The sequence below is a fragment of the Neolewinella lacunae genome (assembly GCF_014349155.1).
Lineage (GTDB): Bacteria > Bacteroidota > Bacteroidia > Chitinophagales > Saprospiraceae > Neolewinella > Neolewinella lacunae.
Window position 1 is genome coordinate 65,725 of the sequence record NZ_JACSIT010000154.1, and the last position, 25,942, is coordinate 91,666.

Below are 25,942 nucleotides of genomic sequence, written 5' to 3' on the forward strand. Positions count from 1 at the left end.
TGCCCCCCTGATCCCGCTTTGGCAATTTTGCTTGCCAAAACGGAATTCGCAGAAAAGCCGTGCAACGTTTGCCTTTTTTTGTCGTCTCCCTCCCGCCCAACTGTGGGCGGCACCTTACCTTTATCCCCGCAATTTGGTGCCCCGGGTTTTCGCCGGGACTTAAAAGGGAATCCGGTGCAAAACCGGAGCTGTCCCCGCAGCTGTAAACCCCCGTATTCCACGCGCCATCGTGCCACTGCGCCCTCCGGGTGTGGGAAGGCGGCGCGCCGGAGGGGTGAGCCAGAAGACCTGCCGGTTGCCATATTCCTTCACTTTTCGGTGAGAAAGAGTGGGGTTGTTGTTGCGTTCGCGTGCCTGTGGCGCGTCCCGCAAGAAGACGCCGTGTGCCCGCCACCGGGGTCTTTTTGCGCGGCCGCAGGCGATAGTCCCGGAGGATTTCGGGATGCCGGGGGAAGGATGCCCCCCGACCCCGAGGGGAGGAGCGAGGGAAGGCTTCGCGCCCACTCCCCTACCCGCCCGCAACAACAGCTGCCTGCGCCTGGCTCACCGGATACACCCCAAAATGACCATGCGTTTCTTCCTTCTTTCGTTCATTTTTGCTCTCGCACTGCCCCTGTGGGCCCAAGACCTGCCGCCTTGGGAAGCCACTACCGAAGAGGTGGTCGTCACCGGCAGCCGCGTGCCCCGGCCTGCGGCGGAGAGCCCGCACCGCGTGACGGTCATCGACTCGGCCAGCATTGCCCGCTCCAACGACCTGGCCCAGCTGCTCAACGAAGCGGCGGGCATCGTCATCAACGGCGCGTACAGCAACCCCGGCAAAGACAAGTCCATCTTCCTCCGCAACGGCGCCAACCAGTTTACCCTCATCCTACTCGACGGGCAGCCCTTGATTGATCCTTCTTCCCTGGGCGGCGCGGTCGATCTGCGTCTCCTTTCACTGGAAAACATTGAGCGCATCGAGATTTTGCGGGGCGCGCGGTCTTTGCTCTACGGCTCCGACGCGGTGGCGGGGGTGATCAACCTCATCAGTCGGCAAAACACTGCTCCCGATCCCCTTACCCTGCACCTGCGCGCCGCCGCCCAATCATTCGGCACCTACGAAGGCAGCCTGGCCGCATCCGGTGCCACCAACAAATTGGACTACCGGCTGGGCTACGAGCACTTTACGACGCAGGGCTTCAGCGAAGCACTGGCCCCGGCGGGGAGCACGACGGAATTTGACCGCGACGGCGCGACGCGCCGGACGCTCAACGCCCAGCTCAACTACCACCCTACCCCACAACTCAGCATCCGACCGGCCCTGCGCCTGGCCAGCTTTACGGGCGACTACGACGGCGGTTCTTTTCAGGATGCCGACAACACTTATACCAACGACCTGCTTTTGCCCAGCCTAGCTTTTGACTACCGCTACCGCAACAATACCCTCGGCGGGCGCTACAACCTGGCGGCTACCGACCGGGTGTTCAACGACGCAACCTTTGGCCCTTCCGCCTTCCGGGGCACCGCCCACCAGGGCGAGGTCTTTCACCTCTGGGCACCGGTGGACCGTGTAGCCCTAACCCTCGGCGGGCAGCTGCGCAGGGAAGTCCTCCGCACCGAAAATGCCGCTGGCACCGGTGCCACTACGGTCAGTCCCTACCTGCTGCTGGACCTCCAGTTGGCCAACCGCCTGAACCTGGAAACGGGCCTGCGCTACAATCACCACTCTTCCTTCGGCGGGCAAGGCAACTGGTCTGGGGCATTCGCCTTCAGCGGAGGTCCGCGCTGGACTTATCGCCTATCGGCCGCCTCCGCCTTCCAAAGCCCAACGCTGGACCAACTCTTCGGGCCCTTCCTTTCCAACCCCAATTTGGATCCACAGGTATCCACCTCCCTGGAAGGCAGTGCCCAGTTTGCGACCCCGGATGGACGCTACCGCGTGGGCCTGACGGTGTTTCGACGCAACATCAAAGACCTCATCCTCTTCACCGCCACCGGATATACCAACCAGGATAGGATGCGGGACTGGGGCATGGAGCTCGACGGGCAGATCCGTGTTACCTCCCACCTGAGCGCCACGGCCAACGTGAGCTACCTGCAGGGGGCCTTGATCAGCGACGATCCTGCCATCCCCACGGTAGACGAATTCTTCCGCCGGCCACAATTTACCGGGGCCGGACAAGTGGTCTTTACCGCCAAAAGTCCTTTTCTGGCCCGCTTGGGCATGACTTATACCGCCCCCAGACCCGACATCTGGTTTGATGCCGACTTCAACAGTTTTTTGTCTACGCTCGATCCCTTCGTGCTGGTCAATGCCTACGCCGAGTACCAGTTCCTGCCCGCCCGTAATCTCACCCTCTTCGCCGAAGTGCGCAACCTGACGGACGCCGAGTTCGTGGAGGTGACGGGCTTTGGCACCCAAGGGATCAACTTCCGGGGTGGCGTGGCGCTGCGCTGGTAGGGTTGCCTCCCCTTAATTCGTCGTATCCAGCGCCACTCCGGCGTAAAAACCGAGGTCCCGATCCTGGAGGGCTTTGGTCCAGAAGACAATCTGCCCGGTGTGGTAACTGAGGTGTTCTACCACGTGGAGCAGGATGAAAACCCCGTCGTGGACGTACGCCTGAATCTTGCGTTCTTCCCTCAATTGGGCTTCGGTCAGGGCCAGCACGGTGCTTTTGGCGGCGGCAATTACGGCGCTGAGCCGCGCCAGTAATTCCGCCTTGCTTACTCCGCCCGTAGCGGCAAATTCTGCGTCGCGTTGGCGTACGTCATTTGCTCCGCCCAGGCCATGGACTGCCCACTGCCGGATATTGCCCTCCAGGTGCAGCACCTGGTTGCCAATGCTGTTGGAATGGCCGTTGGGCCTGGCCCAGATCTGCTCTTCGCGCAGCGTTTCAAGGCAACGGCCGATGCGTTCGAGGTTCCAGTCCAGGAAATAAACGGCGGCGTTTTTCAGCGGGTCAAGCATTGGTAAAGGTTGAGGAAAATCAGGGGCGCGGCCGCAGGTGCCACGTTCGGGATGGAGGAGCAAGGTAAGGAGAAGACGGTGTCTACTACCAATAGCCAACGTTCCATCCTCAACGGTGAGGTGGTTTTGGAAAATGGGACAACAGAATTTAACATTCTCAATTAGCTGCACTGCTGCCTACGGCGGTCAACATTCAACATTTAACATTTGCTGCCGCTGTTACAAGGCGCAACATCTAAAATCGCACATCTGACATCACCCATCTGACATCACACATCTGACATCGTACATCCGACATCACCCATCTAAACGTCCCATTCCTTGCACCTGCGGCCGCGCCCACGCTATCTTTGCGCTCCTGATTAAGAATCCCCTCAAAAAGCCGCCATGCCAACGCCCGAGCTGAACGTGTTTAAATTCGGCGGCGCGTCTCTCAAAGATGCCGCCGCCATCCGCAATGTTGCCAACATCCTCCAGGGTTACGCGGGCAAACAATTGGTGATCATCGTCTCGGCGATGGGCAAAACCACCAACGCGCTCGAACTGGTAGCGCGTGCCTACTTCGACGGCGACGTCCCCACCGCCCGGCAGCGCCTGACGGAATTGCACAATGCGACCCTGACGACGGCCAAGGAACTCTTCGGCCAAATCCCCGAAGACCTCGTTACGTCCCTCAACGATCTCTTCGTGGCCGTAGAGTGGATTTTTGACGAAGCCCCCAGTGATCTTTACGACTACGACTACGACCAGATTGTTTCCCTTGGCGAGCTCATCAGCAGCCAGGTTGTGGCGGCCTGGCTCAACCACGAAGGCCTCCAGACCCACTGGGTGGATGCCCGCGACTGTATCCTGACCGACAACACCTACCGCGAAGGCTGGGTGCAGTGGCCCGAAACCCAGGCCCGGATCGGCCAGCATGTCCGTCCCCTGCTCGCTTCCGGTGGCTTCGTACTCACCCAGGGCTTCATCGGCTCCACGTCCGAAAACTTCACCACCACGCTGGGCCGGGAGGGCTCCGACTATTCGGCGGCCATCTTCAGCTACTGCCTGGATGCGGTGGCGATGACGATCTGGAAAGACGTTCCCGGCGTGCTTACCGCCGACCCCCGCCTGTTTGAAAACGTCACCAAGGTCGAGCGCCTCAGCTACCGCGAGGCCATTGAGATGACCTACTACGGGGCCAGCATCATTCACCCCAAAACCATCAAGCCACTTCAGAACAAAAGCATCCCGCTGTTCGTGCGCAGCTTCGTAGACCCCACGGAGAAGGGCACGGAAATTTCCGACGAAGCCGGCGACAACTACCCGCCGATGGTAGCGGTGGAAAAATTCCAGGCCCTGGTCAACATCAGTACCCGCGACTTCAGCTTCGTTGCCGAACACCACATTAAGCAGCTTTTCGAGCACATCACCACCACCCGCCTGCAGGTGAACATGATGCAAAATACGGCCATCAGCTTCAACATCGTCGTTAATGACATCGACGACCGCGTGGAACGTTTCTGCCAACTCGTCAATGCCGAGTTCAAAACCGCCGTGGAGCGCGACCTGGAACTCATCACCGTCCGCCACTACACCAGCGAGGTGGCCGACAGTATGCGCCGCGGGAAAGTACAGCTTCTGGAGGGCCGCATGCCGCTGACCCTGCAAATGGTGGTGAAGGAAATCCCCGTCATCCGGCGCAAGGATTGAGGAGAGGCAGAGTCACTCCTTGAAATAATGGTCTCTTTGGCCAAGGGAAGGCTGAGCCCCACGGTACTGCGGGAGAAGAAGTTTAGCACTCCAAGGACGTTGGGCCGGACGAGACGTCCGGAACCAGCACAACGCCGGACGGGACGTCCGGAACCAGTGTCGCGGACATTGCACATCTGACATCAGGCATCAAACATCCAAATGGGAGTTTTCCACCCGCCCGTCAGCACATTGCACGACGCGGGCCTGGAATTGCTGGAGCAGGCTGTAATCGTGGGTTGCGAAGAGGATGGCCGCTCCGTGCCGGGTAGCCAGGCCGCGCATCAGGGAGAGCATTTCCCGGCTCGTTTCGGGATCGAGGTTGCCGGTAACTTCGTCGGCAATGAGCAGTTTGGGTTGGTTGAGCAGGGCCCGGGCGAAGGCTATGCGCTGTTGTTCGCCGCCGCTGAGGGCGTGGGGCATGGAGCGGCGGCGGTCGGGGAGCCCGACGGCGGTGAGGACTTCGTCAATCCGGCTTTCCTGGGCCGCTCCTTTACGCCAGCCGGTGGCCGCCAGGACGAAGCGGAGGTTGTCTTCGACGTTGCGGTCCATCAACAGGTTATAATCCTGAAAAATGATGCCGAGCTGGCGGCGCAGGCGGGGGATGGTACGGCGGTTAAGTTGTTGCAGCGCCATACCCGCTACGGTGCCGGTGCCGCCGCCGAGGGGCAAAGCGGCGTAGATCGTTTTGAGCAGGCTGGACTTCCCCGCGCCGGTTTTGCCGACGAGGTAGACGAATTCACCCGGCGCGATGCGCAGATCGACTTTTTCCAGGATGACGCGGTTGCCCTGCCGAATGTTTGCGCCCCGAAGTTCTACGATTGCTTCCGCCATACCCTGTTGTTTGTCGCTTGGGTTACCATGTGAACTGCTAAATTAAAAAGCCGTCGCGCTTCCTGAAACGTAGCTGGCCTCTAAGGTATCATTATTTTGGGCAGTGGCAAGACGGCGGTTGCCGAAGTTTTCGTTCTCCTGGCGCGGGCAATGCCCGCCCGGCGGTCCGCAATTGGCTACTTTTGCCCTGCGCGCGGTGCCAGCGCTACTCTGCAGTCGGTGCCAACGCCGGGCGGGCGGCAAAGTCGCTGCGTATTTTTCTTCCCCTCACCTACCACGGTTATGTCCCTAAGATTTGTCGCTCCCCTGTTCGTACTGGCATTTTCGGCCCTGCCACAGGGAGGCTGGGCGCAAAAGTACAGCAATGAATTTCTCAGCATTGGCGTCGGGGCCCGGGCCCACGGCATGGGTACTGCGGTGGTGGCGAGCCAGAACGATGTTTACGCCGCAGCCTGGAACCCCGCCGGCTTAGCGGGTTTGGACCCCTCCGCTGGCCTCGAGATCGGGGCGATGCACGCGGAATGGTTTGGCGGGGTGGGCAATTACGATTTCCTGGGCTTTACGCTGCCGCTGGCGGCGAAGAACCAGCGCATCGGCGTCAGCCTCATCCGCTTCGGCATTGATAATATCCCCAACACGCTTTCCCTCTACGAAGCCGATGGCACGATCAACTTCGATAACGTCACGGAATTTTCGGCCGCCGACTACGCCTTCCTGGGCACTTACGCCCGGTCCTACCCCAAAGCCAAGGGCACCCTGCGCGTGGGGGGCAACGTCAAGGTCATCCACCGCAGCATCGGGGAATTTGCCAGCAGCTGGGGCTTTGGCCTCGACCTGGGCGCACAGTTGGAGCGGGGCGACTGGACCTACGCCCTGCTCGCCCGCGACCTTACGACGACCTTCAACGCCTGGTCTTTCAGCTTCACCGAGGCCGAGCGGGCTACCTTGCAACTGACCAACAATACGGTGCCCATCAACAGCGTCGAAACCACCCGCCCCACCCTGGTGCTGGCCCTGGCCCGTCAGTTCAACCTCGCCCAGAACCTCGGCCTGGCCGCTGAGCTCAACCTCATTGCCACTACCGACGGCAAGCGCAATACGCTGCTTTCTGCCGATCCCATCAGTATTGACCCCGCCTTGGGGCTGGAGGCCAACTACGGCTCCTTCATTTTCCTTCGGGCAGGGGTCTCGCAGTTGCAGCGCATTGCTGATTTCGATCAGGTGGAGCGGCTCAACTCCCGGCCCTCCATTGGGCTCGGCCTCAAGGTCGGGCAACTCAACGTTGATTATGCCTATACCGACCTGGGCGAAGACGACGGCCGCTCCACCTACAGCCACATCATCTCCTTGCGCCTCGGCATCCGGCCCCGGACGGCAGAATAATTGGTAAAGCGGCCACCCAGCCGAAGAAATTCCCCTAACTTTCGGGCATTAACCCAAGTTGCCTCAACCGTCCGTAATCGTGCCCCGTCCCAATCAGCTTTACGTGGTGTTTTCCCTGGCGCTGGTCCTCTTCTTGCTGGGGCTGGTGGGCTGGTGGACCGTCCAGGCCACCCACCTGACCAGGGAGTTGCAGGAGAACCTCGACATCATCGTCGAGCTCGAAGCCGGCTCGACCCCGGAAGACCGGCAGGCACTGGAAGCCCACCTCGCCGCCGCCCCTTACCTCCGCCCGGGCAGCACTCCCGCTTTTGTGGGTCGCGATGCCGCCCTGGAATCCATGGGGGAAGACCTCGGCAATGACCTGGACGACCTCGGCCTCAGCAATCCGCTGTTAGACGTGGTCACCTTCAACGTCCCGCTCCACTGGCTCAGTTCGGAGCGCCTGGGGGCCATTGCTACGGAGATCCAGGGCCTGCCCGGGGTAGCAGGAGTGTACTACCAGGAAAACTTCGTGGAGCGCATTGCCGCCAACGCCCGCAAGCTGAGCCTGCTGTTGCTCGGGCTGGCTGGCCTCTTCACTTTCGTGGCGGGGCTGCTGATCCACAATACGGTCCGTCTTTCCCTCTACGCCAACCGGTTTACCATCAAGACCCAGGAGCTGGTGGGGGCTACCTGGGGTTTCATCAGTCGGCCCTACCTGTGGTCGGCCATTTTCCAGGGGCTGGTGGCGGGCTTGCTGGCCATTGGTGGCGTGGTGGGTTTGCAGTACTGGTTGCAATCCGTCTTCCCGGAACTCAACCTGTTTACTGCTCCCCAAGAACTGCTGCTGCTTTACGCGGGGTTGCTGCTCTTGGGTGTAATGATCAATTTCCTCAGCCACTGGGTGGTGGTGCGGCGCTACCTCCGCATGCGGGTGGATGACCTGTACTGATGCTGATGGTGGGTCAGGACAAAATCCGGAAAAACGCTTTTCCCCAACATTAACCTAAAATAACCCCCTACCTTTGCATTTCTCCCTAAACTTGCGGAGCGGAAGCCACTTGCTGGCGCTGCCCTCCCAAATCAAGCCACCCCCCGATGAGCAAACGCAGAGATAAAAATAAAGACGTCACTACCGGCCGCGAACCCATCCGCGAAGCCGCTACGCCCCGGCCATCTACCACCAGCCGGCCGAGTACCAGCGCCAACCAGAACGCCCGCCCCCTCACTTTCGGCCCCGAAACTTACAAGTGGATGGGCATCGGCTTTGGCCTCGTCTTGCTCGGTCTGATCCTGATGGCGGGCAGTCGGGGAGCGGATTACGACACTTTTGACGTCGACCGCCTCTACGGTTTCCGCCGCATCACCCTGGCCCCGATCGTTATTCTGGCGGGCCTGGGCACCGTGGTTTTTGCCATTTTCAAAAAGTAAGCGGGGGTGAGCGAAGTTTTACGCGCCTTGGTACTGGGCATCATCCAGGGCCTGACCGAGTTTCTCCCGGTCTCCAGCAGCGGCCACCTCGAATTGGCCAAGTGGTTGCTGCAAGACGATAGCCTCGCCGCCGAAAGCATGTTGATGACCGTGACGCTCCACGCAGCCACGGCCCTGGCTACGCTGGTAGTCTTTCGTCGGGCCATTGCGGAGATCCTGCGGGATTTGTTCCGCTTCGCGTGGAACGACGGTACCCGCTTTGCGGCGCTGGTGGTGGTCAGCATGGTGCCAGCCGCCATCGTCGGGGTGCTGTTTGATGAGGCTCTCGAGTCCTTGTTTGACCGGCAGATCGTCTTGGTCGCACTGATGTTGGTACTCACTGGCTTACTGCTGTTGCTGGCCGACCGGGCAAAAGACACGGGCAAGCCCGTAGGCTGGCGCGAAGCCATCCTGGTCGGCATCGCCCAGGCCATCGCCATTCTGCCGGGCATCAGCCGCTCCGGGGCTACCATCTCCACCAGCGTAATGCTGGGCATCGACCGGGAGAAAGCCGCCCGCTTCAGCTTCCTGATGGTCGTCCCGCTGATCTTTGGCAAAATGGCTAAAGACTTGCTCGACGGCGATTTTTCCGGCACCGCTTCACTGCCGGCCCTGGGCATTGGCTTCCTCGCGGCCTTCGCCACGGGCATCGTGGCCTGCATCTGGATGATCCGCCTGGTGAAGCAGGCAAAACTGAAGTGGTTTGCCTTCTATTGCTTTGCCGTAGCCGCACTGGCCCTGGCGTGGTTTACGCTGGGAGACTAAAGGCGCAAAACCGACCGTCCGAAAAAATTTATGCTTTTTTTAAGGCCAACGCAACTTTTGGTCTGGCCGATCGCATTCTCCCGGGGTAACAACCAAACGTAAACCTTACCTGCCCCACCCCGCGCGGCCAGGTAAAGCTGGTAGGCGGACATCTGAGAAGCTCCGTCACGCCAGCACAAACCCCGCAAGGGAAATCTATGGCACGCAACACCCGCGAGCGAATCTTTCAAACGGAAATGCTGCAACACTATCAGATAGTGTACAACTTCCTTTTCCGAATGTGTGGAAATGGCGCCGATGCCGCAGACCTGGTGCAAGAAACCTTTGCCCGGGCCTACGTCAAAATCGAACAGTACGAGCCCGGCACCAACGCCCGCGCCTGGTTGTTCCGCCTGGCCCAGAACCTTTTCATCAACGACTACCGCAAGCGGAACCGTCGGGCCGAAACGGAACTGGACGAGCGCGCCGCCTACAACCGGCGCGACGAAGGCCATGCCATGGCAGGCTTCTCCGATTTGCGCATCGCCGGGGCGATGGACCAGGATTTCTCCGACCCCATCGTGAAAGCCATGACTTTCCTCAAAGACGAACAACGCGCCATCATCATCATGGCCGATTTGTACGACTTCAGCGAGAAAGACATTGCCGACGCAACGGGTCTCAACCTGAATACGGTAAAATCTACCACCCGCCGCGCCCGGATCGCGCTGATCCGCCAGCTGGCCACTTACGCTGCCGATACTTACGGTATCGTCAATACCCGTAACCTGGGTTAAACATCCACGAATGCCACTCCGCGAAAAGGCTTGCGGGGTGGCATTTTTCGCATATTTTCTCTCTTCTCATTCCTTCATTGCCTTCAATACCATTTGCCATGTCCAACCGCAGTCACAAAGCCCCCCAAAACGGCCACCTCAGTCGCCAACCCCAAGTAGCTGATCAGGAATCAACCGTCCCCGTGGAAGGAAAATGTCTTGACCTATCGATCGATCCCCGCACAGAAGAGCTGATTGACCTCGGAACCTACCAGGTTTTTATGAAAAGAAACCTCAGCTGGCAAACGCCACCGGAAAATCTTCTGGCCAGCATCCACGAACGCATTGACCGCATTAAAGCCGGCAATGATTAACGCCTCTGCCGCCGCACTTTAGCGGCCGCTACCCTCTACAACCGTCATCCCCTCCCCTGCCCCGGGTTCTTTGTACCTACGCAATAAGCGTAAGCAGGCAAAGTCTGTTCCGTTCTTCGCAGCACGGTATCCACACTATAGTTGACCCAACTAACGGGCAATGAACAGTCCCTTTCCGTGGCAGCCTTACCTCGCAGGTAATGGAGAAAAAATGCACCGCAGTTCCCTTACCGACGCCCCCCGAGCCGGCTGGGTGCCCGTACCGTGGGGGCTGTATTCCGGGTGTTCGCAGCCGCTCGCGTGCGGATGTTGCGGTACTCATTGGCCTTCGCTTGATCCACCCGAGACATGGTGGCAATCACGGTATTCTGCTCGCTGCCCGGGGCCCCGCGGAAGATATCGACGATCTCGTCGCGCTTTGCATCAACAAAAGCCTGCATATAGTCCGTATTGGGGTAGGTCTGGTTGGCTTTTCCCGCGTCTTCGATGGCTAGGGTAACGTTTCTACGGCCGGTGGTCAGGTCATCGCCCATTAAGTCCAGACCAAGGCGGTGATAGGTGTAGTAGGCGCGGCGCAGGGCCAGCATTTTGGGGTTCAGCACGTTTTCCATCAGCCAGTAGCGGTTCCGGCTACGGCCGGCGGAGACCCAACCCGGACCGTTGAGGATTTGTGCGGGCAGGCGGTTGTACAGTTCCTGGGCCTTATCGAAGTAGGGCTGGCCGCCCAGCGGGGAGAAGGTATCGTAGTCAAACCCGATCACCATGTAACAGTAAAAGGCCAGGATGTGGCCCAGGTCACTCACGTAGCTTTGCTCCGAGTACTGAATCGCTTCGCCCTGGCGGTAGGTGAAGTTGACGGACCGATCCTGGGTATTCAGCACGGGGGTTTGTTCGCTGCTCCCGAAGATCGGGCGCAAACTTTGCAGGGCCATGGTGCCCTTGTACTGGTCGGGGACGGCCACGTCACCACCATCTCCTTTGCTGGATTGCTCGAATACTTCGCTGATGGTGAGGAACAGCGTAGCATCAATGCGTTCCTCTTCAGTAAAGCGATCGTTGGTCCAGGTCTGGCTGTTCAGAAAAGTGACGAGGTCTTTTTCCAGGGTGAGGAAAATGCGCTTATCGGCCGTGGTGATCTGGTCGGTATTCAGGTTCACCGTCCAGCGGATTTCGCTTTGGGCGCTGACGCAGGTGCCAAGCAAAAACAGGGAGCAAAGGAGGGTAAGCAGTCGATTCATTTTCCGAAGATCTTGGGGCACCGGGTGCCGTGGGAGTAGTTCTGGCCGCTCCGCCGCCCGGCCAGGAGCTACGAAGGGATAAGGCAAGAACGTAAAAAGCGGGGCTTTTCGTTCGTGCCGGGTGTAGAGCTTGTTCAAAAGCGCCCGGCCAGTGCGTCGAGGATGTCGTCGGCTACGGCGCGCTTGGGTTTGAGCTCGAAGGCGGTTACGGTATCGCGGTCGAGCAACTGTATTTTGTTGGTGGTATGTCCGAAGGCGGCCCCTTCGTCGTTGGGGGAATTGAGCACAATCAGGTCAAGGTTCTTGCGTTCCAGTTTACCGCGCGCGTTTTCGAGGGCGTTTTCGGTTTCCAGTGCGAAGCCGACGAGGCGCTGGTGCGGTTTTTTGTCTTCGCCCAGTTCGGCGGCGATGTCGGGGTTGCGGACGAGATCGATGCGCAGGGGTTTATCTTCCTTTTTGATTTTTTGCTGGGCCATGCTGGCGGGGCGGTAGTCGGCTACGGCGGCAGAGAGGATCGCGGCATCGGCTTTGGGCCAGAGGGCTACGCATACGGCGTGCATCTCGCGGGCGGAGCGGACGGGCACGAGGTTGATGCCCGGGTCGGTGGTAGACAGTTCGGTGGGGCCGAGAACGAGATCAACGCTGGCTCCGCGGGCGGCGGCGGCTTCGGCCAGGGCAATGCCCATGCGGCCGGTACTTTTGTTGCCCAGGTAGCGAACGGGATCGAGGTCTTCGTGGGTGGGCCCGGCGGTGATGAGGAGACGGCGGCCGGCGTAGTCGTTCCGCGTTGGGGCAACGGCTAGGGGGCGAACGACGGAGGTGGGGTCCTCCCCCTGCTCTTCCACTTTCCCTGGCACCTGCGGCAGCGCCATCTTATCATCCGCCGGGGCACGGGCAAAGAAGCGCTCGAGTTCGGCCAGGATCGTTTCCGGTTCGGCCAGCCGGCCCGCCCCGTGCAGGCCCGAAGCCAGTTCCCCCTCGGCCACGTCAATGAGGTGGTTGCCATAAGACCGGAGGCGCGCCACGTTGCGGCGGGTGGCGGGGTGGGCCCACATGTCGAGGTCCATCGCCGGCGCAAAAAAGACCGGACAGCGGGCAGAAAGGTAGACGGCCACGACGGGGTTATCGCAGATGCCGTGGGCCATTTTGGCCAGGGTGGTGGCCGTCAGCGGGGCCACCAGCAGGGCATCAGCCCAGAGGCCCAGTTCGACGTGGTTATCCCAACTCTCCCCGTCGTGCACCGAAGTGGTGACGGGCCGCCGCGAGAGGGTACTGAGCGTTAGCGGCGAAATGAAGGCGGTGGCCGACTCGGTCATGAGGACCTTCACCTGCGCACCCGCCTTGACGAGGCCCCGCACGATGAGGGCGGACTTATAGGCGGCGATGCTGCCACAAACGCCTAGGATGATTTTTTTGCCAGCTAACTGCACTAGAGAAGGGAGTTTGGGAGAAGCGCTAGGGTGTGGGCCGGGGAATCCGGACGCGGGGGCGTTAAGCAGGCCAACCCGAAGCAACGTCCGGTGGCTTACCAAGGTAAGGCAATGGAACGAAACTTCGGGTTGGCCAAAGAAAATCCAGAATACGGAGAGGCGCTTTAGACCTCTTCCTCTTCTTCCCGCCGATCGTTGTAGCGGTAGTAGAGCTCATCGTCGAGGTATTCGCGCATGGCAATGAGGACGGGGTTAGGGAGCTTCTCGTAAAACTTGGAGATTTCGATTTGCTCCTTGTTTTCTACGACCTCCTCGATGGTATCGGTCACTTCGGCAAACTCCTCCAGTTTCTGGTCGAGCTCGTGCTTGAGATCGACGGAAAGCTGGCGGGCGCGGCGGCTGACGATGGAGAGGGTCTCGTAAATATTGTTGGTATCCCGCACCACCCGCTGGATATCGCGGGCGGCTACGTCGGGGCTAAGACCTTGGGCCCGGGTTTTGATATCTGACATCTTCGAGTTCTTTTAGACGTGCTTGTGATTTTTTGAGGTAGGTAGTGAGCTCGTTGTTTACTTCGGCATCGGGGTAGCGGCCGAGGTAATATTCAATGAGTTCGACTGCTTTATCGTAGCGCTCCTGCTGACGGGTAACGAAGCTGGCGGCGGCGTACTCGTACTGGCTTTTGGCCATCAGGTAGCGAATTTCCTGGGCCCGGCGGGTTTCGGGATAGTCCTTGAGAACGTTCTCGAAACTCTGTTGCGCCGATTCATAACGCTCCAGGTCCATATACAGTTTGGCGGATTCGAAGTCCTTAAGCTCCATCTTGGCCCGCATCTCGTCGATGAGGCGGTTGGCTTCGGGAATTCTTTCGCTGGCGGGGTAGCGGTTGGCAAACTCTTCAAAGCCCTCGATTGCCTTGAGGCTGTAGCTCTGGTCGAGGCGGTAGACGGGGCTGAGACGGTAGTTGGAGTAGGCAGACATGAAGTCGGCCTCTTCCCGCAGGTTGCTGCCGCCGTAGGTGGTGGCAAAGTTTTTGAAGTAGTAGCTGGCCAGGACGAACTGCTTGGTATAGTAGTAGGTGTAGGCGTAGCGGTAGGCAATTTCCTCGGCTTCGGCGCGGCCGCGGAAGGGGCCGATGCTGAGTTCGTAGAGGGTTTGGGCCCGCTGGTACTCCTCGGCAGCGTAGTACTCGTCGGCCTTTTTCAGGATGGCTTCGGGGTTTCCGCTGGTGCGTACCGTCTCGAACTCGGACTTACAGCCGAAGCAGACGAGACAGAGTAAAAGCAGGGATAGCTGGAGGCTGATATTCATATAGCGCGCAAAGATAAGGGTTTAAATCGATACGGTAAAGAGGGAAGGGACGGAGGCAGAGTTGGTTGGGAGTTCTGTAGTTCATAGTTCACAGTTCATAGTTCAATAGTCATGGGAGCTCCCGGCTACTGAACTATGAACTATTAGACTACCGACTATGCACTAACTTGCGCCCCTGACCAAGACCAGTTGCTGCCTTGCCTGCCGTCCCCCGCATCGACGAATTAAGGGTGTACTACAACACCACCATCCGCCCGGAGCTGATCCGGATGGAACGTCTGCGGATCCGGCTGGTGCGGGGCATCTTCCTTTCGCTGTTGCTCATTGGGGCGGTAGTAGTGGTTTTTGTGGTGGCGGAGCTGGGCTTTTTGATGTTCCTGCTGGTGTTGCCGGTGGCCTTTTACATCATCTCCCTGTACTTGCGGATTGAGAAATTCCGGCAGGCCTTCAAGCCGGCCATCGTCAAGTTGCTGCTGGAATTCCTCAATGACTCCCCGAACTACCGCTCATTGCAGTACGACGCCAAGCGGGCCATTCACCGCGACCGCTTCGTGCGCAGCGGCCTTTTCCGGCCCATGCCCGATGCGTACCGCGCCGAAGACTACATCAGTGGCATGGTGGGTGAGATGGCCTTTGAGATGGGAGAAGCCTACGTGCAGGAAATCAGTCCGGCCAGCAACCGTCTCCTGGTGGTGTTCAGTGGCCTCTTCGTCCACGCCATCTTCGGCGAGCCTACGACGGGGCAGATTGCGGTGTGGCCCCGCAAAAACCTCCGCCGTCTCAAGCGAACGATCGACGCCTACGTAGCCAGCGGTGGCAAGAATGCCGACATCGAGGTCATGAACCCAGGCTTCCGCGAGCGCTTTGCCGTCTACGCCAAGAGCGGCACCCACGTGGCGGGCATCCTCACGCCGCCGATGCAGGATGCCCTGCTGCAATTTGCCCGCACCCAGGATCAGGACCTCTTTTTCGCCGTTCACAACCAAGACCTGTTCTTTGGCATCGCCCACGACTACGACCTGCTGGAACCCAGCTTTTTCCGCTCCAACCTCTCCTTCGCCATGGTGCGGAAGTTTTATACGGACATCACGCTGATGCTCGAAACGGTGCAGGTTTTTGACCAGACGCATTAATAAAGGGGGAAAGGAATAAAGGGGGAAAGGAATAAAGGGGGAAAGGAATAAAGGGGGAAAGGAGAAAAGGGGGCGCGGGCGCAGGTGCAAGGAAAAGGACTAGGAGAGAGGATGTTGGAGGGACGGTTCCGGACGTCTCGTCCGGCTAAAGCCCGGTGTTTTTGTTTTAGTTGGTAAAGTGAAGATACCTTTAGCTGAACAGGCTACTTGGGCACCCGAAATTTAGCGACCTTGCGCGTTGTGATCCGTTATGTCCTTCCCATCATTGTGGTGGCCCAGTTTTGCTGTACCTCGGTTTGGTTTGCCGGTAATGCGGTACTGGACGATTTGGTCCGGGCTTTTGGCTTGCCTGCCACTGCGCTGGGCCACCTGACCTCGGTCATCCAGCTCGGTTTCATTTGTGGCACCCTGTTTTTTGCTTTGTTGGCGGTAGCCGACCGCTATTCTCCGTCGCGGGTGTTTATGGTATCGGCCCTGGCGGCAGCGGTCTGCAACCTGGGGGCTACCTGGGCGGGCCATACCCTGGCCAGCCTGCTGGGGGTGCGGTTTCTGACGGGCTTTTTCCTGGCGGGCATTTACCCGGTGGGGATGAAAATTGCTGCGGATTACTACGAAAAGGGCCTGGGCAAATCCCTGGGCTACCTGGTGGGGGCGCTGGTGATGGGTACTGCTTTTCCGCACTTGCTGAAGGGTTTGGGGGGGCAGCTTCCCTGGCGATTCATCTTTTACCTGACCTCCGTGGCGGCGGCAGGGGGTGCTACGCTGGTGGGCTTGCTGGTGGCGGACGGCCCTTACCGCAAGCCGGCGGTGCAACTTCGCCTGGGAGCCATTCTGGAGGTTTTTGGCCCCAGGGATTTCCGGCGGGCGGCCTTCGGGTACTTCGGCCACATGTGGGAATTGTACACCTTTTGGGCTTTGCTGCCTTTACTGGTGGTGGTGATTTCTGACGTGCACCCTGAGGCTGCCTGGTCTCCTTCCCTGGTGACCTTTGGGGTGATTGCGGCGGGCGGAGTGGGCTGCGTCCTGGGGGGCTACGTGGCGGAGCGGTACGGTTCTATGGGTACGGCGCGTGCAGCGCTGCTGGCGTCGGGGCTTTGCTGCCTGGCCTTGCCGCTGGCCTTAGCGTGGTTGCCGCCCGGGCTTTTTCTGGCCTACCTGCTGGGCTGGGGCGTGGTGGTGGCGGCGGATTCTCCTCAATTTTCCACCCTGGTTGCCCAGCGGGCAGAGCCGAGCCAGAAAGGCAGCGCGTTGACGCTGGTGAATTGCCTGGGTTTTGCCATTACCATTGTCAGTATCCAGTTGCTGGCGGGGGTGGATTTGCGGTACGTCTATCCCCTGCTGGCGGTGGGGCCTTTGCTGGGGGTTTGGGCTACGCGGGGTGGATGAAGAACTTCCCCTGCCGCAGGGCCCTGGCGGGTCGTCCGTTTTATTCCTCGCCGCCGGGGTACTTTCTTTTCCGCCAGAGGATGGATTGGCTTTCGGAGACCCTTACCCGGTGCCCTTGCGGCAACTCCAGGAGAAGGCGGCCCCGACTCAACCGCCCGGTGCCCACTACTGCAGCAATACGGATGGCTTCCGAGCGGTTGGCGCGGAAGAATTCGTGCTCCGGGCAGGTAGCGAGAAAACTGGCCAACCCGTGGTGGATCAAATCCGTCCCCCCTGGCGAATACAAACGCAGGTAATGATCGTAGGCCCGGATCAAAAACACCTCGTTAAGGGCAAGGTAGTGCCCACCTTTGGCGGTGGCGATGAAAATTTTCCGGTCCTGCCCCCGCTCGGCGTGCAGGCGCTCCCGGACTACGCGCAGGGTTTCGGCCAGGCGGGCGGGTTGGACGGGTTTCAGCAGGTAATCAAGGGCGTGTACGGAAAATGCCTGGAGGGCAAATTCTTCGTAGGCGGTTACAAAAACCACGGGTGGGCAGCTGGGCAGGTGGCTGAGCAATTCAAAGCCGTTGCATGCGGGCATGTTGATGTCCAGAAAAATAAGGTCGGGCCGCCATTGGGTGACGAGGTCGGGCACGGCGGCGGGGGTTCCGGTATCGGCCAGAACTTCTACTCCGGGATGTTCTTCCAGCAGGGCCCGCAGTTCTACCCTGGCCAGGCGCTCGTCGTCGATCAAAAGGCAGCGTAGTGGGGTCATACGGAAGAGGGGAAAATTAATTGGGCCACGGTGGTTTCGGGCGCTGGCCCGGGCCCGATCTCCAGACTGGCCGATTCTCCGTAGTGGAGGGTGAGGCGTTGGCGAAGGTTACGCAAACCGGTGCCCTGGTGTTGGAGGACCTGAAACCGGCCGTCGTTCTGAACCTCAAGGCTCCAGGTACTGCGCTTGTCGTGCAGGAGAATGGAGATGGTGCCTCCATCGGGCAAGTGGGTGATGCCGTGTTTGACGGCATTTTCCACCAGGGTATGCAGCGCCATGGGGGGCAGGCGGAAAGGGTCGAGGGATGGGGGAAGCGCCCAGTTTACTTGCAGGCGGTCTTCGAGGCGCATTTTTTCCAGGGCCAGATAACTTTCTACCGTGGCGATCTCTTCGGCGAGGGGTACGGTGGGCTGGTCGCTTTGGCGGAGGGCGTAGCGGAGAAGTTCGGCAAGGCGATCGATGGCCGCGCGGCTCCGGGCCGGGTCTTCCCGCGTCAGGGCCTTGATGCCGGTCAGGGCATTAAACAAAAAGTGAGGGTTCAGTTCCGCATTGAGTTTGGCTAGCCGGGCTTCGGTGGCCAACTGGGCCTGGCGGGCGGCTTCGGCTTCGGTGGCGGCCGAATGGCGGGCGAAGTGATAGAGATGAAAGGCCAATAACCAAATCGCGTGGTACCGTACGCCCCCACTAACCACACCCAACAAAACATCTCCGCAAAAACACCCGCTGTAGCGCAGCTTAAAAACCAGGTAGGCCATCAGCAGGTACTGGGCAACCAGCAGTAACCACGCCAGCGAGGCCACTGGCAGCAGTCGCAACACCGGCAGTTTGAGCCAGCCCCTGCGGTGGGCCAGGCGCCGGTACGCATCCGTCACCAGGATTTGACCGACCCCTTCGAGCAGGATCAGCCACAGCATGGCGCCAGGCCCGTGGTCCCTTATTTCGTAGTAAAACCAAAACAGGACGACGGTGCCCCAGCCTCCGATTTGGCATGCCCAGTAAAGCGAGTTCTTCTGCGCCACGGCAACAAAGTTAGCCCACTACCGTGGTCCACTCGTTTTCGCTGCCTTTTCTCGCCTGAATCTCCCGTCCGCGCGGCCCCCGAAAGCTGGTCAACTTCCCGTTTCCTCCCCGCATTGCTCGGATTTTCAGCCCCTGCACCCGCGTTCGCGCCAAAAAATACCCGGGTTCACGAAAAGCAGCGCGGGGCAGGTCCACTGCCCCCCGATCTTCGCACAAACCACCTTGCCATGCGACGTTTTTTCCTCTCTTTTTTGGCGCTTTTCCTCCTGGTCTCTCCCCTCACTGCCCAGGAATGGAACAATCTGGATTTCGCCCTTCCCGATTTGGCCGGGTGGAAGAGCCTCCGGATGATCAATCCTCCGCAAACGGTGGAAAAAGAAGGCAGTAGTGGGCGCAGCCTGCACATCACCGCTCCCTTTAGCGCCTACGAAAGTGGTGCGGTATGCCAAACCGTGGCGCTGCCCCGCGTGCCGGAGGTGGCGATTTTCAGGCTCACCGGGCGCATCAGAACGCAAGGCGTGCAAGGCAACGGTGCCTCGCTGTACGCCTACGGCAGGGTGGATGGCCAAGCCCTCAACTACACCGAATCCGCTGCCATCCGGGGCGACGCGCCCTGGACCGCCGTGCGCCTGGACTTCATCGCCGATGACCGCATTGACTCCGTGCGAATTGGCTGCCAACTAACCGGCGGGGACGGCAGTGCCTGGTTCAGCGACCTGACCTGGCAAGCCCTGCCCGCTCCCGCCGACGTTTCCCTGGAGCCCGCCGCCCGGTCTTATCTGGACACCTTTTTCCACCTCGTCAGCCAACAGGTTTTGTACCGCGAGCGTTTTGACTGGACGGCCCTGCGCAGGACGGCCGATCGCCTGGCCGCCGGAGCCACCACCCCTGCGGAAACCTACCCCGCCATCCGCTACATCCTTGGCCGCGTGAATAAACACTCGGGATTCATCGACCCCGCTACGGCGGCCGCCTGGGCGGGGACCGGGGATGGCGAAGAGGAGACTTCGGAGCTGCAGCCCATTGAACAAGCCACGGGGAAACGCCTCGCAAGTGGCATCGCCTACCTCCGCATCCCCCACGTCAACAGCGGGCATGAGCCCACCCTTCGCAACTTTGCCGATAGCGTACGCAACCTGATCGTCCGCCTGGATGGCCCGAACACCAAGGGATGGATCGTGGATCTACGGGAAAACACCGGCGGCAACTGCTGGCCGATGCTTACGGGGTTGCATCCCCTTCTGCCCGACGGCCCGCTCGGCTATTTCATGGCCCCGGACGGCAGCGAGGCCACTGCCTGGATAAAAAAGAAGGACAAAATCTTTCTGGACACCAGCGAAATGGGCCAACTCAGCAAAGGCAAATACCGCCTGCACCGCCCTAAGCCACGGATTGCCGTGCTGACCAGCGGGCAGACGACCAGTTCAGGCGAAGTAGTCGCAGTAGCTTTCCACGGCAGAAAAAACTTTCGGAGCTTCGGCGCACCCACGGGCGGATATTCCACCGCCAACAGCATGTTCCCGATGCCCGATGGGGCACTACTGAACCTCACCATTTCGGTGTACGCCAATCACCTGAAAAAAGCGTTCGGCGCGGAAATCACGCCGGATGAAGTGGCGGAAGATGCCTTGGCTGCGGCGGAGCGGTGGTTATTGCAACAATAATAGGACCGAGAAAATGCGATGGCTTGGTATTAAGGATCGGGCTCAGTGATCAACACCCGGTAGCCGGGATAATGGCGGGCCAGATCGACTTCGCCAATGGAGAGCGCCGAGGCCAGTCCGTCGGCCACCATGCCGACGGGGCCAAGGACGGTGACGGTCCGCTGCTGCGTAACACCGAGGCCCGTCCGCGGATCGATCAGGTGGCTGTAGCGCACGCCTTCCCATTCCAGATAGCGGTAGGCGGCCCCGGAGGTGACTACGGCGGTATGCATGAGGGCTTCTTCGACCGTACCGTCGGGGAAAGCCACCCGCCAGCCCGGGGCATCCGTAGGTCGTTCGCCGAGGAGGAGGTCGCCGCCCCCGTCGAGGAGGAAGGACGAAAATCCGGCTTCGCGCAGTACCTGGGCCACTGCATCCAGTGCGTAGCCCTTACCCACGCCGCCAAGATCAAGCGCTACAAAAGACTGGCGCAGGCGGACGCGTGGACTTCCCCTTGCTACCCGGAGGTTTTTCCAGTGCACCTGCGACCGCGCCCGACTAATCTGTTCCTGCGCAGGAAAAACCTGCTGCCGGAAGGCCCGCCGCCACACTTTCGTCAGGGGGGCAACGGTGGGATCGAAGGCTCCCCTACTCCGCCGGGCCAGCTGCCGGCTGAACCTTAAGACGTGGTACAAATCGGGCGACACCTCCCGCCAGCCCGTACTGCCCCGCAGCTGGTTCAATTCACTGTCCGGACGGTAATCGCTCAGGCATTGTTCCAGCGCATCGATGCGGGCAAAAGCCGCCGCTACCGCCCCCGCCAGTCCCGTGCTGTCTTCGGTACTGACGGTAAGCGCAAAGAGCGACCCCATCGCCGGGTGGGTAAAATGGTAGCGCTGGGCGGGTAGCCAGTTCAGCAGGAAACACAGCGCGAGGGGGAGGGGGAATAGTCGGTAGTTCATAGTTCAGTAGTCTAGTAGTTCATAGTTCAGTAGTTTCCGGTAACTTATGAACTATGAACTATGAACCATGAACTAATAAACTAGTGAACTAAAAAACCTTGGTCTCTCCGGGAACGGGAACGGGATAAAAGCCGCTGGGCAGGGGTAAAATCGGGGGCTCCGCGTTGAAGTCGAGTTGCTTTGGGGAGAGGTCGAGGCTGGAAGCCATGGCTTCGTCCCAGTTGATGACCTGCCCGCTGTAGGTGGCCATGCGGCCCATGATGGCGGTCATAGTGCTTTTGGCCCCGTTTTCGGCGTCCGCAAATTTGTAATCGCCTTTGGCTACGGCTTCGAAGAGGACGTCGTGCTCCACCTGGTAGGGGTTGGGGTCCTTGCGGCTGTTGTGGTCGAGCAGGACGTAGCCGCTCTTGGCCATGATTTTGCCGGGTTGGGGTGCGGAGCCGTTGGTGCCCTGGAAGCCTTCGGACACTTTATCGGCGCAGCCATTCCAGTGGCGGCACTGGCTGATCATCTTGCTGCCGTCGGCGTAAGTGTATTCGACGAAGTGGTGATCGAAGATCTCGCCGTGTTCCTTTCCGTTGCGGGTGTGACGGCCACCGTAGCCGGAGGCGGTGACGGGGTAGGCCTGTTTTACCCAGTTGCCCACGTCGAGGTTATGGATGTGCTGCTCGTTGATGTGGTCTCCGCAGAGCCAGTTGAAGTAGTACCAGTTGCGCATCTGGTACTCCATTTCAGTTTGTCCGGCCTGCCGGGGGCGGACCCATACGCCGCCGCTGTTCCAGTAGACGTAGCTGGCGGTGATGTCGCCGATGACGCCGTTCTGGAGCATATCGACCCAGCCGCCGGTGTAGAGTTTCTCGTAGTGGCGCTGGAGGCCGACGACGACGTTGAGTTTTTTGGCCTTGGCGGCTTCGGCGGCCTGGAGGACGCGGCGGACGCCGGGGGCATCAACGGCCAGGGGCTTTTCCATGAAGACGTGCTTGCCGGCATTGACGGCCGCCTCGAAGTGGGCGGGGCGGAAACCCGGCGGGGTGGCGATCAGCACGACGTCCGACAGCTCAATCACCTTGCGGTAACCTTCGAAGCCAACGAATTTATGCTCTTCGCTGACGGCCAGGCGGCCGGCGTCCAAGTCGTTGTCGGCCAGGTGGCCCTGGATGCTGCGGTAGCTCTCGTCGAGGCGATCGCGAAAAGCATCAGACATGGCGACGAGGCGGACGTTTTGGGTGGTGCTCAGGGCCTGGGCAGCGGCACCGGTGCCCCGGCCTCCGCAGCCGATGAGGCCGACGCGGATCACGTCGGTGCCCCCAGCGTAGGCCTTGGCAGCAATTTGGGAAGAAATGGCCAGGCCGCCAGCGAGGGCGGTGGTTTTTTTGAGGAAACTGCGTCTGGATTGTGGCATGGTTCGACTTAAAATTTTAAACGGTGACGATGGTATATGACTCGCTTAATCGACGATGAAAGTAGCGAAAAAGTCCTGGATTTCCTCCTCCGAAGGTTGCGCGGCCGGACGTACCAGGCGAAAACCGACGAAAGGAGAATCGACATTCCACCACTTGCTCTTCGGGATTTGTGGGTCGCGCGCCTGCCATTTGGCCTGGGATTTTTCGCGTACGCGGCAGCCTACTTCGGCAGCCTCGGCATCGTAGTGGCCGCCGCGTACGGTGCGGGAATGCTTGCCGGTGGGCGGGATGACGGGGTCCTGGGGCCATGCGCCGATGCGGACGAAATAATCGGCCGCGTACGCGTCGAGCGTCCACTCACTCACGTTGCCGAGCAGGTCGTAAAGTCCCCAGGCGTTGGGTTTTTTCTGGCCGACGGGATGAAAGACCTCGTCGCTGTTTTCGTAGGTCCAGGCGTAATCTCCCAGCATTTCCGGGCTCGGGGCATCGCCACCCGCCAGGCAGGCGTATTCCCACTCGGCTTCGGTGGGCAGGCGGAAAAACTGGCCCGTTTTCTGGTACAGCCAGGCGCAGTAGCGCAGGGCGGCCTGTTGGGTGGTGTTTACCTGGGGGAAGCCGCCGCGGGTGCCCATGCCGTAGGTGAAATCCAGGTAAGGCGGGGAGGGCCGCGTTACGGCGTCAACCGCAAAATCGGGGGTGGCGGCCGCCGGACTGTCGTTGTCCCGCTGCTGAAAAATGCGGTACGCATCGTGGGTTACCTCGTGGGTGCCGATGGCGAAGGGGGCAAGGGTGACGGACGTTCCTTCCTCGCCCATGGCGAAGGTGCCGCCTGGCAGGCTGGCGAGGGTGAAGGAGACCTCCGTCCCCGGAATCCGCACCGTATCCAGGTTTTGTGCGCCCACGGGGAGGGCGATGAGGACCAGCAGTACCCGGCAAAAATTTAGCATAAGCAGACGCATTTTTTGCGCCTCCCAAGGTAGGGTAAAAAGGATGTAGTGGGCAAACGCGATTTCTGTAATGTGCTACTGGGCGCGGCCGCAGGTGCTCCCCCCCAACCCCCCGAAGGGGGGAGAACGGACAGGGAGAAAGGAGGAAGCACCTCCCGCCTTAACAAGCTTTAACCGGCCTTAACAATTCCCTACCTAAATTCTGGTGCCGCCCTGCGTTATACCCGGCAAACAACAAATGCACTTACCCATGCGCTCATTATTTGTCTCCCTGCTTTTCCTTTTCGCCAGCGGCTTTGCACTTGCTCAGGTCAACGTCGGCTTCCGGGCCGCCTACGGGCAATCCAACCTGCGCACCGACGATCAGCTCGATCTCCTTTCCGATCAGTTCAGCAGCGCCTCCAGTACCAACGCAGGCCTGTACGTGGAACTACCCGTCAGCGAAGTCTTCAGCCTCCGCTCCGGCCTGGAAATCAACCGCCGGGGCACCAGCCTGCGCCTGGACGAAAGCGTGGAAGTCTTTGGCTTCGACCTCCCCTTCGGCGCCACGGCCAAAACGCGCTTCACCTACGTTGATGTGCCACTGCTGGCCCAGGTCCACGTCCCTACCGGCAGTGTCCTGCGTCCCTACGCATTCGGCGGTGCCAGCCTGGGCTACGCAACGGGAGGCAACATCCGCACCACCGCGCGGGCCATCATCGATTTTAACCTGATGACCACCAACATCGACCTGGACGCCATCAACTACGAGCGTTTTCACGTAGCTGCCCTTGGTGGCGTGGGCGTGAAAGCGGAAGTCGCCCAGGGCTTCTCCGTCTTCGCCGAAGGACGCTACGAACAAAGCCTCACCCAGCCCTACGACGTGCCCGTTCTCAACGCCAAAACGGGCTTTAAAGGATTTAATTTCGGTGCGGGCGTTGCCTTCACCCTCCAATAAAGGATTGCTCTCCGGCCGCTTCAGTGGCCAAACAAAGAAACGAATATCCCTGTGTAAGGATGGCTCGGCTTCTCTTGGGAGGTCGGGTCATTCGTTTTTTTGCCACTGGGGTTTGGGAGCTTCGCTCCTATTTTTGAACAGCTTTATGGTACGAGCTTCGCTCTTTTTTTGAACCACTAAGTTCACTAAGGGCACTAAGATGGGGAGCTTCGCTCCTTTTTTTTGAACCACTAAGTTCACTAAGGGCACTAAGTACACTAAGATGGGGAGCTGCGCTCCTTTTTTTGAACCACTAAGGGTAGGCTGTCTAATTAGCCAGGCCGCAGCCGTACTCACTTTGGCCAACCGGGGAGGCTCAAGCGCTTAATAGGTCGAGACCCTCTGGGTCGTAGGAGAATACGCCAATGTACTTAGCTGGATCGACACAGTGGGTCTCAACCTAGGGGGGCACCGTGATTAGCTGGATCGACCCAGAGGGTCTCAACCTAGGCGGTCCAGGCCCCTAAAGCGCGCACGGGTTAAACCCATTAGATTAGACCGCCTACCACTAAGGGCACTAAGCACGTGTCACACAACTCTTAGTGCCCTTAGTGTACTTAGTGCCCTTAGTGGTGAAAGAAGGTGGTTCAAAAAATCAAGTCAAGCGCAGCTTAACATCCAGCAAACTCCGCCCGTGTTCCGTGCGCCACCGCAGTTGGTCTACTTCCAGATTGGCAAGCAGGGCGGCGGGGTTGAGACCGTCTGCGCGGGCTGCTTTACCGGGGTCTGCGGCGGCGGCCGGAGGGGTGCGGAGGGAGGCGAGGAATTCCCCGATGCCGAGGTTGATCAGCTCGTCGCTCAGTGCGATGGTGCCTGCGAGGTGACTGCCGGCAAGGTCCTTGAATTGGGTGTCCTGTAAATGTTTCTGGAGAGGATGCATGGTGCTTAGGCGACGAGGTGAAGGGTAAGGATGAGCTGGTTGCTGACGCTTTGGATCTCCAGGCGGTGCAGCAGCGGAACCAGGGGTTGGTAGCCCGCCGCCGTAAGCAAAGCCGGGATGTGGAGCCGGAGGTGCTCGGCGCTCAGTTCGATGCCCCGGGGCAGGCGCTCGTCGATTTGCCCCTGCATCAGTTTCAGGATGGGCTTATCAAAGAGCTTGAACCCGTCGGTGATGACAAATTCCAGCCAGGGTTGATCGGGAAAGCATACGGCGGGACCAGGGCGCAGGGTGATTCTGCGGTGGACGGTCCCCAGCACCGGCACTTGTACTTCCAGGTGGAGGTGGGCCTGGCCGTCATCGGGATCCAGCAGCAATTCCTGCACGGGTGTATCGGGCGGACGGGCGGCGAGGATTTCGTTGAGCAGGTTCCGGCTCAGGTGCAGGCGCAGGGTGGCGTCCGTTCCGGCCAGGTGGACGGTCGGTTTTTCCAGAAGGGCTTGCAGCGGGGCGGGAGAGGCGGACATGGGTGGGTGGCTTGTGCGTGGTGGGGAACTTACCTGAGAAAACGAGCCAAGCTCCGGCTTGTTCGCCCGGGGCGGAGGCAGTAGAGACAAAGCAGAA

At 60.0% G+C, this 25,942-nt stretch carries 25 protein-coding genes and 1 riboswitch; of the genes, 12 read left to right on the plus strand and 13 right to left on the minus strand.

Annotation, left to right across the window (positions count from 1 at the left end; genetic code table 11):
- Positions 1-117 precede the first annotated feature (117 nt).
- Positions 118-310: riboswitch (cobalamin riboswitch) on the plus strand.
- A 258-nt stretch (positions 311-568) separates the two neighbouring features.
- Positions 569-2,440 carry a TonB-dependent receptor plug domain-containing protein gene (locus tag H9S92_RS21310; protein WP_187468735.1) on the plus strand — a complete coding sequence of 624 codons (1,872 nt, stop codon included), beginning with the start codon at positions 569-571 and terminating at the stop codon, positions 2,438-2,440.
- Between the two features lie 12 nt (positions 2,441-2,452).
- On the opposite strand, the gene H9S92_RS21315 is transcribed toward H9S92_RS21310, so the two are convergent.
- Positions 2,453-2,947 carry a DinB family protein gene (locus H9S92_RS21315; protein WP_187468736.1) on the minus strand — a complete coding sequence of 165 codons (495 nt, stop codon included), beginning with the start codon at positions 2,945-2,947 and terminating at the stop codon, positions 2,453-2,455.
- A 387-nt stretch (positions 2,948-3,334) separates the two neighbouring features.
- Between H9S92_RS21315 and H9S92_RS21320 the strand changes: the two genes are divergently transcribed.
- Positions 3,335-4,639, plus strand: coding sequence for an aspartate kinase (locus H9S92_RS21320; protein ID WP_187468737.1), 1,305 nt, complete (start codon positions 3,335-3,337; stop codon positions 4,637-4,639).
- 189 nt (positions 4,640-4,828) lie between these two features.
- Here the strand turns inward: H9S92_RS21320 and H9S92_RS21325 are convergent, their stop codons facing one another.
- Positions 4,829-5,512, minus strand: coding sequence for a cell division ATP-binding protein FtsE (locus tag H9S92_RS21325; protein ID WP_187468738.1), 684 nt, complete (start codon positions 5,510-5,512; stop codon positions 4,829-4,831).
- Between the two features lie 282 nt (positions 5,513-5,794).
- Here H9S92_RS21325 and H9S92_RS21330 point away from each other — a divergent pair, with 282 nt between their 5' ends.
- From H9S92_RS21330 to H9S92_RS21355, 6 genes are all read left to right on the plus strand, one after another.
- Positions 5,795-6,895, plus strand: coding sequence for a putative type IX sorting system protein PorV2 (locus tag H9S92_RS21330; RefSeq protein WP_246464044.1), 1,101 nt, complete (start codon positions 5,795-5,797; stop codon positions 6,893-6,895).
- A 79-nt stretch (positions 6,896-6,974) separates the two neighbouring features.
- Positions 6,975-7,826 carry a cell division protein FtsX gene (locus tag H9S92_RS21335; protein WP_187468739.1) on the plus strand — a complete coding sequence of 284 codons (852 nt, stop codon included), beginning with the start codon at positions 6,975-6,977 and terminating at the stop codon, positions 7,824-7,826.
- A 146-nt stretch (positions 7,827-7,972) separates the two neighbouring features.
- On the plus strand, positions 7,973-8,305 hold the full coding sequence (locus tag H9S92_RS21340) for a DUF3098 domain-containing protein (RefSeq protein ID WP_187468740.1): 333 nt from the start codon (positions 7,973-7,975) through the stop codon (positions 8,303-8,305).
- 6 nt (positions 8,306-8,311) lie between these two features.
- Entirely contained in the window at positions 8,312-9,109 is a 798-nt protein-coding gene (locus tag H9S92_RS21345) for an undecaprenyl-diphosphate phosphatase (protein WP_187468741.1), read from the plus strand.
- Between the two features lie 197 nt (positions 9,110-9,306).
- Positions 9,307-9,885, plus strand: a complete 579-nt coding sequence (locus H9S92_RS21350; RefSeq protein WP_222936200.1) for a sigma-70 family RNA polymerase sigma factor — start codon at positions 9,307-9,309, stop codon at positions 9,883-9,885.
- A 98-nt stretch (positions 9,886-9,983) separates the two neighbouring features.
- Positions 9,984-10,238, plus strand: coding sequence for a hypothetical protein (locus H9S92_RS21355; protein WP_187468743.1), 255 nt, complete (start codon positions 9,984-9,986; stop codon positions 10,236-10,238).
- A gap of 227 nt (positions 10,239-10,465) precedes the next feature.
- On the opposite strand, the gene porD is transcribed toward H9S92_RS21355, so the two are convergent.
- The 4 genes from porD to H9S92_RS21375 all read right to left on the minus strand — a co-directional run bounded on the left by porD (position 10,466) and on the right by H9S92_RS21375 (position 14,217).
- A complete protein-coding gene (gene porD / locus H9S92_RS21360) occupies positions 10,466-11,476 on the minus strand; it encodes a type IX secretion system protein PorD (protein ID WP_187468744.1) in 1,011 nt (336 codons plus the stop codon).
- 134 nt (positions 11,477-11,610) lie between these two features.
- Entirely contained in the window at positions 11,611-12,906 is a 1,296-nt protein-coding gene (locus H9S92_RS21365) for a bifunctional phosphopantothenoylcysteine decarboxylase/phosphopantothenate synthase (protein ID WP_187468745.1), read from the minus strand.
- A gap of 164 nt (positions 12,907-13,070) precedes the next feature.
- Positions 13,071-13,418: a DNA-directed RNA polymerase subunit omega gene (locus H9S92_RS21370; protein ID WP_187468746.1), complete on the minus strand. Its 348-nt coding sequence runs from the start codon at positions 13,416-13,418 to the stop codon at positions 13,071-13,073.
- On the minus strand, positions 13,384-14,217 hold the full coding sequence (locus tag H9S92_RS21375) for an outer membrane protein assembly factor BamD (RefSeq protein ID WP_187468747.1): 834 nt from the start codon (positions 14,215-14,217) through the stop codon (positions 13,384-13,386). Before H9S92_RS21375 ends, H9S92_RS21370 begins: the two co-directional genes overlap by 35 nt.
- Positions 14,218-14,414: 197 nt before the next feature.
- Between H9S92_RS21375 and H9S92_RS21380 the strand changes: the two genes are divergently transcribed.
- Both H9S92_RS21380 and H9S92_RS21385 read left to right on the plus strand, forming a co-directional pair.
- Entirely contained in the window at positions 14,415-15,350 is a 936-nt protein-coding gene (locus H9S92_RS21380; RefSeq protein WP_187468748.1) for a DUF3137 domain-containing protein, read from the plus strand.
- 240 nt (positions 15,351-15,590) lie between these two features.
- Complete coding sequence (locus H9S92_RS21385; RefSeq protein WP_290282473.1) at positions 15,591-16,736, plus strand: MFS transporter; 1,146 nt, start codon at positions 15,591-15,593, stop codon at positions 16,734-16,736.
- Between the two features lie 40 nt (positions 16,737-16,776).
- Here the strand turns inward: H9S92_RS21385 and H9S92_RS21390 are convergent, their stop codons facing one another.
- Together H9S92_RS21390 and H9S92_RS21395 are read right to left on the minus strand one after the other, a co-directional pair.
- Positions 16,777-17,490 carry a LytR/AlgR family response regulator transcription factor gene (locus H9S92_RS21390; RefSeq protein WP_187468750.1) on the minus strand — a complete coding sequence of 238 codons (714 nt, stop codon included), beginning with the start codon at positions 17,488-17,490 and terminating at the stop codon, positions 16,777-16,779.
- A complete protein-coding gene (locus H9S92_RS21395; protein ID WP_187468751.1) occupies positions 17,487-18,509 on the minus strand; it encodes a sensor histidine kinase in 1,023 nt (340 codons plus the stop codon). The genes H9S92_RS21390 and H9S92_RS21395 overlap by 4 nt, the downstream gene beginning before the upstream one ends.
- A 228-nt stretch (positions 18,510-18,737) precedes the next feature.
- On the opposite strand from H9S92_RS21395, the gene H9S92_RS21400 reads away from it, so the two are divergent.
- Positions 18,738-20,174, plus strand: coding sequence for a S41 family peptidase (locus H9S92_RS21400; protein WP_187468752.1), 1,437 nt, complete (start codon positions 18,738-18,740; stop codon positions 20,172-20,174).
- 29 nt (positions 20,175-20,203) lie between these two features.
- Here the strand turns inward: H9S92_RS21400 and H9S92_RS21405 are convergent, their stop codons facing one another.
- From H9S92_RS21405 to H9S92_RS21415, 3 genes are all read right to left on the minus strand, one after another.
- Positions 20,204-21,115, minus strand: coding sequence for an FAD:protein FMN transferase (locus tag H9S92_RS21405; protein WP_187468753.1), 912 nt, complete (start codon positions 21,113-21,115; stop codon positions 20,204-20,206).
- An 88-nt stretch (positions 21,116-21,203) separates the two neighbouring features.
- Positions 21,204-22,517, minus strand: coding sequence for a Gfo/Idh/MocA family protein (locus H9S92_RS21410; protein ID WP_187468754.1), 1,314 nt, complete (start codon positions 22,515-22,517; stop codon positions 21,204-21,206).
- A 45-nt stretch (positions 22,518-22,562) separates the two neighbouring features.
- Positions 22,563-23,465: a formylglycine-generating enzyme family protein gene (locus H9S92_RS21415; RefSeq protein ID WP_187468755.1), complete on the minus strand. Its 903-nt coding sequence runs from the start codon at positions 23,463-23,465 to the stop codon at positions 22,563-22,565.
- Between the two features lie 250 nt (positions 23,466-23,715).
- Between H9S92_RS21415 and H9S92_RS21420 the strand changes: the two genes are divergently transcribed.
- Positions 23,716-24,402: an outer membrane beta-barrel protein gene (locus tag H9S92_RS21420; RefSeq protein WP_187468756.1), complete on the plus strand. Its 687-nt coding sequence runs from the start codon at positions 23,716-23,718 to the stop codon at positions 24,400-24,402.
- A gap of 634 nt (positions 24,403-25,036) precedes the next feature.
- Here H9S92_RS21420 and H9S92_RS21425 read toward each other — a convergent pair.
- Both H9S92_RS21425 and H9S92_RS21430 read right to left on the minus strand, forming a co-directional pair.
- On the minus strand, positions 25,037-25,321 hold the full coding sequence (locus tag H9S92_RS21425; RefSeq protein ID WP_187468757.1) for a hypothetical protein: 285 nt from the start codon (positions 25,319-25,321) through the stop codon (positions 25,037-25,039).
- A 5-nt stretch (positions 25,322-25,326) separates the two neighbouring features.
- Complete coding sequence (locus tag H9S92_RS21430; protein ID WP_187468758.1) at positions 25,327-25,845, minus strand: hypothetical protein; 519 nt, start codon at positions 25,843-25,845, stop codon at positions 25,327-25,329.
- Positions 25,846-25,942 lie beyond the last annotated feature (97 nt).

Coding starts and splice junctions, on each gene's coding strand:
- porD (WP_187468744.1), bottom strand. CDS start 11,476: ATGAATCGACTGCTTACCCTCCTTTGCTCCCTGTTTTTGCTTGGCACC.
- H9S92_RS21405 (WP_187468753.1), bottom strand. CDS start 21,115: ATGAACTACCGACTATTCCCCCTCCCCCTCGCGCTGTGTTTCCTGCTG.
- H9S92_RS21430 (WP_187468758.1), bottom strand. CDS start 25,845: ATGTCCGCCTCTCCCGCCCCGCTGCAAGCCCTTCTGGAAAAACCGACC.
- H9S92_RS21415 (WP_187468755.1), bottom strand. CDS start 23,465: ATGCTAAATTTTTGCCGGGTACTGCTGGTCCTCATCGCCCTCCCCGTG.
- H9S92_RS21390 (WP_187468750.1), bottom strand. CDS start 17,490: ATGACCCCACTACGCTGCCTTTTGATCGACGACGAGCGCCTGGCCAGG.
- H9S92_RS21355 (WP_187468743.1), top strand. CDS start 9,984: ATGTCCAACCGCAGTCACAAAGCCCCCCAAAACGGCCACCTCAGTCGC.
- H9S92_RS21315 (WP_187468736.1), bottom strand. CDS start 2,947: ATGCTTGACCCGCTGAAAAACGCCGCCGTTTATTTCCTGGACTGGAAC.
- H9S92_RS21320 (WP_187468737.1), top strand. CDS start 3,335: ATGCCAACGCCCGAGCTGAACGTGTTTAAATTCGGCGGCGCGTCTCTC.
- H9S92_RS21330 (WP_246464044.1), top strand. CDS start 5,795: ATGTCCCTAAGATTTGTCGCTCCCCTGTTCGTACTGGCATTTTCGGCC.
- H9S92_RS21340 (WP_187468740.1), top strand. CDS start 7,973: ATGAGCAAACGCAGAGATAAAAATAAAGACGTCACTACCGGCCGCGAA.
- H9S92_RS21410 (WP_187468754.1), bottom strand. CDS start 22,517: ATGCCACAATCCAGACGCAGTTTCCTCAAAAAAACCACCGCCCTCGCT.
- H9S92_RS21310 (WP_187468735.1), top strand. CDS start 569: ATGCGTTTCTTCCTTCTTTCGTTCATTTTTGCTCTCGCACTGCCCCTG.
- H9S92_RS21400 (WP_187468752.1), top strand. CDS start 18,738: ATGCGACGTTTTTTCCTCTCTTTTTTGGCGCTTTTCCTCCTGGTCTCT.
- H9S92_RS21420 (WP_187468756.1), top strand. CDS start 23,716: ATGCGCTCATTATTTGTCTCCCTGCTTTTCCTTTTCGCCAGCGGCTTT.
- H9S92_RS21370 (WP_187468746.1), bottom strand. CDS start 13,418: ATGTCAGATATCAAAACCCGGGCCCAAGGTCTTAGCCCCGACGTAGCC.
- H9S92_RS21350 (WP_222936200.1), top strand. CDS start 9,307: ATGGCACGCAACACCCGCGAGCGAATCTTTCAAACGGAAATGCTGCAA.
- H9S92_RS21375 (WP_187468747.1), bottom strand. CDS start 14,217: ATGAATATCAGCCTCCAGCTATCCCTGCTTTTACTCTGTCTCGTCTGC.
- H9S92_RS21425 (WP_187468757.1), bottom strand. CDS start 25,321: ATGCATCCTCTCCAGAAACATTTACAGGACACCCAATTCAAGGACCTT.
- H9S92_RS21325 (WP_187468738.1), bottom strand. CDS start 5,512: ATGGCGGAAGCAATCGTAGAACTTCGGGGCGCAAACATTCGGCAGGGC.